The 9283-nt window shown below is 37.5% G+C and carries 7 protein-coding genes; all 7 read right to left on the bottom strand.

Going from position 1 to position 9283, the window contains the following annotated elements:
* Nucleotides 1–354, bottom strand: a 354-nt coding sequence (locus VMW81_07375) for a cobalamin-dependent protein (protein ID HUU50763.1), incomplete at its 3' end; no start/stop codon positions are given.
* Between the two features lie 70 nt (nt 355–424).
* Nucleotides 425–1825, bottom strand: a complete 1401-nt coding sequence (locus VMW81_07370; GenBank protein HUU50762.1) for a hypothetical protein — start codon at nt 1823–1825, stop codon at nt 425–427.
* A gap of 169 nt (nt 1826–1994) precedes the next feature.
* Nucleotides 1995–2450: a hypothetical protein gene (locus VMW81_07365; GenBank protein HUU50761.1), complete on the bottom strand. Its 456-nt coding sequence runs from the start codon at nt 2448–2450 to the stop codon at nt 1995–1997.
* Between the two features lie 516 nt (nt 2451–2966).
* Nucleotides 2967–4325 (bottom strand): sigma-54 dependent transcriptional regulator, encoded by a 1359-nt coding sequence (locus VMW81_07360; protein HUU50760.1) that lies wholly within the window; start codon nt 4323–4325, stop codon nt 2967–2969.
* Nucleotides 4322–5791, bottom strand: a complete 1470-nt coding sequence (locus VMW81_07355) for an ATP-binding protein (protein ID HUU50759.1) — start codon at nt 5789–5791, stop codon at nt 4322–4324. Before VMW81_07355 ends, VMW81_07360 begins: the two co-directional genes overlap by 4 nt.
* A 221-nt stretch (nt 5792–6012) precedes the next feature.
* Nucleotides 6013–7518, bottom strand: coding sequence for a proton-conducting transporter membrane subunit (locus VMW81_07350; GenBank protein ID HUU50758.1), 1506 nt, complete (start codon nt 7516–7518; stop codon nt 6013–6015).
* 1 nt (nt 7519) lies between these two features.
* Nucleotides 7520–9283 (bottom strand): Na(+)/H(+) antiporter subunit D (locus VMW81_07345; GenBank protein ID HUU50757.1); only part of this gene is annotated, 1764 nt, incomplete at its 5' end.

Below are 9283 nucleotides of genomic sequence, written 5' to 3'. Positions count from 1 at the left end.
AAAAATGATGGGGATATCTCTGTGATACTCCTTGAGGATCTTGGCGGTTTCTAAACTACCATGGGCATGGGGAAGCCAGTGGAGGTCTATTCCAAAAGCCCTGGGCTTTAATGACTTAAGGACTTTCTTCGGGTTAAATCCGTTGTCGTTGAGCATCCGAACAGCCAGATTAAGAATCCTGACATTATAACCGTGCCTCTCTAAGTATTCAGCAAGGCTGACAAAACCGATGGGATACATCTCAAAAACAGGGGTGGAGGGAACAACATCACTTGTGGGTCCATAGAGAATAGACTTGTTCCTGAAACCATAAACACTTGGTGAATGAAGAAGAATCAGATCCGCTTTAGGCATAGGTTTCCTTCTGCTTAGAAAGACTCAGATAACAGCTCAACTTTATTTTTCAAAAGATAATTAATGTGAACTATTTACTCAGATATTCAATTGCTTCTTCTGTTAGATCTCCGTTTTCTTCTTCTTTTAGATATCCTTTCATTTTCATAGCCTTAGATGATTTCACTTTATCTAGAGGATGTGCATGTATATTAAGGTCTTTAAATTTTTTTAAAGTCTTTGCCTTTTCTTCTATTGTTATCCTTTTAAACTCCTTAGAATTTATTGCAGATATACATCTTTCTGCGCTCTTTTTAAAACCGAGCAAACTATAAATTAAAGCCTTTGTGATATAATAATTAAAATCTTTATCCCCATCAAAATTATTCATTAAGTATAATGCTTTGAATAGTTCTTTTTCCTTCTTTGGAGTATAGGGCAATTTAACAGAATGACCATTGTAGCGCGAACGGCACATCTCGTGACATTCCCTAACTAATCTCTCTCTCACTTCCTGGCTTAGATGAAAAATAGGTTTTGCACCATTTTTTTCGACGATAATATTATCTTTAATTTTTTTATTCTTCAGCTCATAATATTTTCTCCATAAATCCTCTGCAAATCCAGTAAAACCTTCTTTTGAATAATCAGAAGCAATCCTGGGAATGTTTGTAGGATCGTGCACTTCGCTATAGATATCCAGGGATTTTTTCATTAAAAGTCTCATAATATTTTGATTAAAGAAACTTTCTTTTTCTATCTTTTTAATAATTGTCTCGGCCTCATCTAAATAAAAATCTCCAATCATCTCGAGATGAATTCTATCTTTCTTTGCTTTGAAGATTTTATAGGCCCCTTCCAAATTGCCTTTAAATGCCTTGTAAAAGCCAACCAAGCTATCATCATCTACATCCTCGAAATTAAAGGACATTTTTCTCCATAATAAACTATAAGCACTTGCGCTATTTGTAGCTATTAATGTCAAACAAAGAAGTAAAAAAATTGTAGGGTTATCATAAAATTTTGAAAGCAAATAAACTAATCCATATGCAGAAGGAAATCCTCCACAAAAACGCCCTAAAATATTTACAAATTTATTAGAAAACCGAGAATCCTTTAAAACATTCTTGAAACTATCAACATGATGAAAAAAAGCAATAGGATGGGTCAGTCCTGAAAAGAAACCTCTCATAAAATTTTTGGGTAATAAAGTATAATCTGAATTCTTCTTATCACGATCTAAAACTCTATTATGAGTTTGATCTGGATTTTCATTCATCAACCTCTCTTCTATTCTTTGGGAAAGATCTTTCATCTCTCTTGATTTTTCCCATTGATTTAATATTTGATAAGCAACAGCCAGCTGTTCAGGAATAAAACTGTTGAGAGGCTCTTTTTCCAATAAAGCTTCCAATTTCTTTGTCGCATTCAAAGCCGCTTCTTTTAATAAATTTCGGCTTTCTTTTATTATATTTACTTCAGACCTTCCCATTTTTTACCTCTTTTTCTAAACAAACCAACCGAGCAATGTAGTTATTACTTATACCAATGTCAAATAATTTTTTTATTTTTTTAATTTTTTGCACATTGTTTAAATATATATAGTTTTTTTAGACTTACAACTTCCTCATATTTAGTCATTCAAATAGGTTTAATAGGATTTAATTTTTTATTCCCAGAAGCCTTGCCAATTTCCTGGCAAATCTTTTTGAAACCCCTATCTCATTAGTCTTCCACTGAACAATCTGATTTACAGTCTTCTCAATAATGTCTAGGTCATAAGGTTTGGGAACAAAAAACAATCGATTTTTTTTCATTTCTCTTAGATCTTTAATGCCCAGCTGAGTCTCATCTTTATCTGAGGTTACTATTAACCAGAACTTCTCGTCAGAATAGTGCTTGCAGACTCTGTGAAGCAATTCTTTAATCTCTTCATTTTCCGGATCAATAATAAGGATGTCATAACCCCGTATGTCCAAATAAACCCTTAACTCTCCTTTTTTTGGTTGAACAGACACTACTTCATGATCTTTCATCAAAGCCTCAGATAAAAACTCTCGACTTCCTTCATCAGGATCATAAATTAAAATTCGCAGTCGTTTCGCCCGTTCCTTCATGAATAATGAGTTATTTCTTAAATTCTCAACACACATTTCTTAAGCCATTTGATAAAGATTTTGAAAAATAACTTCTTTTATTAATCTATTAGATAATATAGGCAATAACTGTTCCATCTTAAAAAATGGAGGAAAACAAATGAATTGATCCTTTAAAAACAATAAGATAAAAGATTAAAGAGTTAAAAGGCAGGTTTGAAAAGAAGGGAAAAGAGTGGCTTTAAAAAAGCCACTCATAGGTAATTGGTAAAATATTGACCATCCATCTTTCTATTTACTTTAAAAGAGCTTTAATCAAAGAAATTGTCTTTTTGCTTCAAATGGCTGGTGTTTTTAGAAAACTATTATTGTATAAAAAAATAGGAAGGAATAAGACGAGACTAAAAATTGATTTCTCTAAATCGATCTAGAGATATGAGAGGTTCTTTTTTAGGGCTCCTTATCTCTTTTTTTAGAAAAAAACACCAAGAATTTATTATTCGTTTTCTAAATCTTAGAAAAAATTTTTATTTGCTCTCAATGCTTTTTTAACTTTTTGTCAAGTGTATGACGATCAATTCCTAAAAGCTTTGCAGCCTTTGTTTTGTTGCTCTGACAAAACTGGAGAACTCTTTGGACATAAACAGCTTCTAACTCCTCAAGGGAATATATCTGACGTTTCGGTTCACTCTTATCCAGAATATTCCCTACCAAGACGCCGCCTATCATTTCCTGAGGGAGATGCTCGATTGTAATCTCTGGACCTTTTTCTAAAAGAACAACTCTTTCCATAAAGTTTTTAAGTTCTCTGATATTGCCCGGCCAACTGTATTCAAGAAAAACCTCTTTCACTGATTCTGAGATGCCTTGAAAGTCTTTACCAAAGACTTTGTTATACCTCTTAAGAAAGTGCTCAGCTAATAAAAGAAGATCATTTTCTCTCTCTCTCAGAGGAGGCAGAGCTAAGGAGACAACATTCAGACGGTAATAAAGGTCTGCCCGAAATTTTTCCTCTTCTATCAACTGCCTCAGATCTTTGTTGGTTGCTACGATGAAACGTGTATCGACCTCAATTAGTTTTGTCGAACCCAGTCGGCGAAATTTTTTCTCTTCAATAAATTTTAACATTTTGGCCTGAAGGGGAAGAGCCATATCACCAATTTCATCCAAGAAGAGCGTTCCTCGATCGGCTAATTCCACTAGTCCAGCTCTTCTTTCTTTTGCGTCTGTATAAGCCCCCTTTTCGCACCCAAAAAGCTCACTCTCAATAAGGGTTTCAGGAATGGCGCTGCAGTTGCACTCGATAAAAGGCTGCGTTGAGCGAGAAGACCCGTAATGCAAAGCCCTAGCCAACATCTGCTTTCCTGTACCACTCTCTCCTGTAATCAGAACTGTACTGGGCAATTCAGTTTGACTGATTTTTTTTGCGGTTTCCAAAACCTCTCTTATTTGTGGAGATTCCCCCATAATCTTTCCTTCTTCAAATTCCCTCTTCTCCTTGCCTTCCATATAATGGAGGCGGCGTTTGAGGCTACGTGTATCCAAGGTACTACGGACGCGACTCAGCATCTCTTCAAGTTCATAGGGTTTTTTGACAAAATCAGATGCGCCAAACTTCCCCGCCTCAACAGCCTCTTCAATATCTCCATAAGCCGTGATAATAATCACATGAACCTCAGAATCGCTATTTTTCATTTCCTTTAGAATTTCTATTCCATCGCTATCCCCTAAAACAAGATCCAGAATGACTAAATCAGGCTCGAAACGGTTAAATTCTTTCACTCCCTCTTTTCCGGAAGATGCTTCCCTCACATCATAGCCCTGCTCCATGAACGCTTCTTTCAGGGTTTCTCTAACAATCTTTTCATCATCAACAATCAAGATTTTAGACTTCATATATTCTCCTGTCTTTTAGGCAGAACAATATGAAACTTCATACCCCCTTTGCTTCCATTTTCTGCCCATATCCTTCCCTTATGCTCCATAATGATATTTTGACAGATAGCGAGTCCCAAGCCTGTTCCCAGAGGTTTGGTTGTAAAAAAAGGCTTGAATATCTTTTCCAATTCTTGAGGCTCCACACCCGGGCCTGTATCTTCGAAAACCAAGTGGATATGGGGGGTTGTATCTGATGTTCCATCCTCAATTCTAATCATTACTCGATCACCCTCTCGAAGATTATCCCCGGCATTTTGCAGGATGTTATAAAAGACCTGTTTCAGCATATCTGAATCAGCTTCTAATGGCAGAGGACCATAATTTCTTGTCTCCACCTTGATTTGCTTTTCAGCCATGTCCTTATTTATTAAACTGATTGATTCCTTTATAAGTCTCATTAAATCAATTTTTCGAAATTTAGGCTTTACCGGACGAGAATAGTTGAGAATATCGGATACAATCCGTTCAACGCGATTTAGCTCTTCTATCATTCGATCAAGTTTTCGTCGAAACGACTCGTTTGATTGCGTCTGCCTCTTAATCAGCTGGATACCCGTCCGAATACCAGTGAGAGGATTACGAACTTCATGGGCGATCTTGGCAGAAATTTCTCCCATGGCAGCAAGCCTCTCAGCATGAAGGAGTCTTAGACGTTGTTCGCTAATCGTTTTATCAGAATTTTCTAAAAGCGAAATGATATGGTGCATGTGTTGATCAAGCTTCCCAATTTCGTCTCCATTGGTTTTTGTAGGCTTTTCTGAAAAAAGCTTGTCCGCGGCATGAGCATCATCCATGATTTTATGGAGGGGCCTTGTAATACTCCTCGTAAGGAGAAAAAAGAACAACAAGCTCAGGGTAACCCCACTTGCCAGGAAAGTCAGAATAATAGTGTTCATTCTTCTAAAATCCGTCTTCGTCTGGCTGACAGCATTGTTAATAAGACCTTCATTAATCTGTAATATTTGCAGACAGAGGCCGCGCATGGCACCGTAATCCTCAATTGCCTGGTTGGCAAGAACCTCGGGCACAGTCTTTTTCTCTGCAATTTCATTGTGAAAAGAACTCACTTTTTCATAAAGCAATGAAATCTCCTGAAGTATATCCTTCTCTTCCTTGGTATAGGCAACAGCCCTTGCTTTGGATAACCAGGATTGGAAATTTTCCTTTTCTTTCAAAAGATTTTCCATTAAAACGGGGTTCCATCCCTTGATCATCATCTGATTTATAATCTCTTTTTGATGGAAAATCTGACGCTTTAGGTGAATGGCTGCTTCTAAACTGTAAACATTTTCTCTAACGATTTGTTCTGGGGTCTCACGGAGCTGGAGTGCAAAGTAGAGTGCCAAGATAGAAAACAGAAATAAAATTCCCAGAGCTGATGCATAAATGAAAAAGATTCGAGTTGCAACGCTGAATTTCTTCATGAATCTCTCCTCAGGGAATTTTTTAAATCTAGAAAAAGTGATATACTATTTTTTTGAATTATATCAGAATTCTGCTTTGAAAAACAACTGTAAAAATTTTTTTAAAGTAAAGGCAATAAAACAGTTTATAAATAAAGCATATCCTTTAGGGAAAATAGTCGGTTATCAAACAGAAATTTTAATACGGTGAAGAGATAGGGAAAAATTTGCCATTAGCATACTCATAATAAACCTATTACAGAACTAAGGAGGTGTAAAAAAGGTTTAGGATACAACCCAAGGACCAAAGCTACAACTGCTAAGCTAAGAAGAGGAATACTCATGGTTAATGGAGGATCTTTAATTTTATCATTTGATAGTTCAGGCTTCAATGGACCAAAGAATATTCTTATTCCAACTAAGAATGTATAGACCAGTGTGAGTATAGTTGAAAGGATTGCCAGAATAACAATTACCAGTCCTAGTGGATTTCCATGCATCCCTTTGAAAGCGCCTATAAAAAGTATCCATTTCCCCACAAAACCGCTTGTAGGAGGAAGCGCTGAGAGTATTAGTGACGCCGATATCCAAAGTATAGCGGTTATTGGCATCTTAGACCAAAGTCCCCCCATCTCTCTCATATCTCTAGTCCCTGTTGTATAGACTAACACACCAGCAGTTGAGAAGAGAATTGCCTTACCCAAGATGTGACTCAGAAAGTAAAAGATCCCACCTTCAATACCCCAAATAGTGAGGGCACCAATCCCAAATACAGAGTATGATATCTGGCTTATAGTTGAACAAGCACAGAATCGTTTCGCATCAGTTTGAGCTAAAGCGAGAAGAGAGCCGTATACCATGGTTATCAGGGCAAACACAAGAAGAGGTATGCAAAAAATCTTGAGATCTTCACGGAGTGGTAAGAACAGAACCCTAACAACCACATATACTGCAATATTTGCATACACTGCAAGCAATCCCGCTATGCATGTGGGGTGTTCTGCATGAACCCATGGCATCCAAACATGAAAGGGAACTATTGCCAGCTTAGTAGCCAAGCCAAGAAGGATGATTAATGCAATCCAAAAGGTAAGAGGATTTCCTGCAAGCTTTGGTAGCTCAGAGATTTCATAACTCCCTATCTGTGTATAAGCTATTAGAATCCCAATCAGGAAGAAGGTTGCCCCAATAACTCCCCAGAAAAGACACATCAACGCAACTTTATAACGCGTTATAAAGTCAGAATAACCAAATTGAGCCATTATGAAATAAAGGGGAACAATGGTTAGCAGTTCAAGGAAAAAATACATTGATATAAGGTTCGTAGCAAAGGAAACACCCATAAAACCGGCGGGAAAGAAGAGATACAAAAAGAAAAACCTCGTGTAATATATAAGCCAAGTTCTTTTATCTACCTTTCCATATATCAACTCTATTCTGTGTTCTACATAGTGTATTGAGTAAAATGCAAGGACAACGCATATAAGATTTATTATCAATGCAATTGGTAGGCTCAAGCCGTCTGCTAGAAGATTTAAACTCACCTCTGGTCCAAGCTGGTATTTCTCATAAATTATTTCACCACTGTAAACCCTGAGACCGGCTATGCAAAGGAGAATAGTAGTATATATGAGAGTAATGGCTGCTATCCAGCCAGCTTTCTTACCTGCTTTGTATCTGGCTAAAAATATAATTATGGAAGCTATGACCGGTATTATAACTATTTGAAGAAGAATATAAGGTATCATTTTACCGCCCCCATAACAATATTATAAATAGCACCCCGATAAAAGATATAAGGATATATATTAGATTCCACGGTAAGTATCCATACTCAGTCCGAAGGTGCTCCACCCAATTATAGATAACCTCTGGTGTGGACGTTAGTCCCACATGATAAAATTTATCCATCTTATCCTCACAAATCACAGCTCCGCTAGGAGAAGACCTGCAAGTACCTGCCGCTCTCAATACATGGCGATCAATGAAATTCCCAAACGCCATCAGCGGCTTTTCGCAAAACCATATAAATCTCTTCCCAGGTATTCTCACGAACCAATCGGTGTCTAGGTTAATAGCCCTTAGTTCTGCAGGATAATATCCGGAGAGAATAAAAAGTGTGAAGGCCAATGCCCCAAACATCAAAAGCTGAAGCGTTCCTACAACATGGAATGCCGTATATGGAACATAATCAACAGGGTAAGGAAGAATTTTGTAAAGCGGATAAGGATAAATACCTAAGAAGATGCATAAAAAGGCAGCAAACCCCATAGCAAGACACATGTTAAGCGGGGGCTCCTTTGTTCTTATTCCAGAATCTTCACCAAAAAATGTGAAATAAGTAACTTTAATGCCAGCGTAAAGGAATACACCTACTGTGGCAAATTGTAACATGAACCATACGATGGGCAAATGCTCTTTGCCAACCGCAGCCACAGTCATTGATTTGCTTATAAAACCACTGAAAAGGGGGATTGAAGAGATTGAGGCAGCACCTATCATACAGCATATAGCTGTAAATGGCATGGTCTTATATAGACCTCCTAGATCTGTAGCTCTAATCTTTCCTGTCATATGAAGAACAGATCCGGCAGCCATAAAGAGAAGTCCATCATATATAATATGACAAAAAGCATGGGAAACTACACCATTTATGGCCAGTTGTGTGCCTATCCCAATCCCGCACACCATGAATCCAACCTGGTTAATAAGGATGTACGAAAGTACTCTCCTCATGTCATTTGCAATAACAGCATAAAAGAGGGGAAAACAGGCCATAAATGCACCGGCCCATATCAGAACTGGAGTACCTGGGAAGGTTCTTGCTAGGATGTACACAGCGCTCTTAGTAGTCAAGACACACATAAATACAGCACCAGTAACCGTAGCCTCAGGATAGGTATCAACAATCCATGGATGGAGGGGAAAAACAGCTGCATTCAAGCAAAATCCAATAAATATAAGATAAGAAGCCAAATCATTTAATCCTATATAACCGAATTCAGGGGTACCTCTATTATAGACATATAAGATTATACCCGCTAATAGGCATATACCACCAAAAAAGTGCCATACGAAATATCTGAAACCTGCAGAGCGCGACGCCTCTGTCCTTCGTGCCCAAACAAGGAATAGAGATGATATAGCCAATATTTCCCAAAAGATATAAAGAGAAAATAGATCCCCTACAAAGGTAACACCCAAAGCACCCCCCGCATAAAACAAGGCTGCAACATGTTGTAAGTCATCTTTTAAATGGAGTGAATAAAGAATCCCTATAAAAGTTATTATAACAAATATGTATCCAAAGACCATACTGAGGCTATCAACTCTGCCAAAGATGAGATTATAATCCAAGAAGTTGACAATCCAGTACTCGCCTTTTGGCATATGAAGAAGGTTTATAAAGGCAAGAACAGGCAAAAGCAGCATGTATAAAGATTTAAGTCTTCCTTTTAGTAAAGGAATAAGGAATGCTCCAACGATAAATATTGCTGCTGGTGGGACAGTTTT

The organism is Nitrospinota bacterium (assembly GCA_035528715.1).
GTDB lineage: Bacteria > JADFOP01 > JADFOP01 > DATKYB01 > DATKYB01 > DATKYB01.
Note: the sequence above shows the minus strand (reverse complement) of the source record. Positions and strands in the feature narration are given on the sequence as shown.

What these genes read in the sequence shown, in the direction of transcription:
- VMW81_07360 (HUU50760.1), bottom strand. Translation starts at nt 4,325, where the DNA reads ATGAAGTCTAAAATCTTGATTGTTGATGATGAAAAGATTGTTAGAGAA.
- VMW81_07350 (HUU50758.1), bottom strand. Translation starts at nt 7,518, where the DNA reads ATGATACCTTATATTCTTCTTCAAATAGTTATAATACCGGTCATAGCT.
- VMW81_07355 (HUU50759.1), bottom strand. Translation starts at nt 5,791, where the DNA reads ATGAAGAAATTCAGCGTTGCAACTCGAATCTTTTTCATTTATGCATCA.
- VMW81_07365 (HUU50761.1), bottom strand. Translation starts at nt 2,450, where the DNA reads ATGAAGGAACGGGCGAAACGACTGCGAATTTTAATTTATGATCCTGAT.
- VMW81_07370 (HUU50762.1), bottom strand. Translation starts at nt 1,825, where the DNA reads ATGGGAAGGTCTGAAGTAAATATAATAAAAGAAAGCCGAAATTTATTA.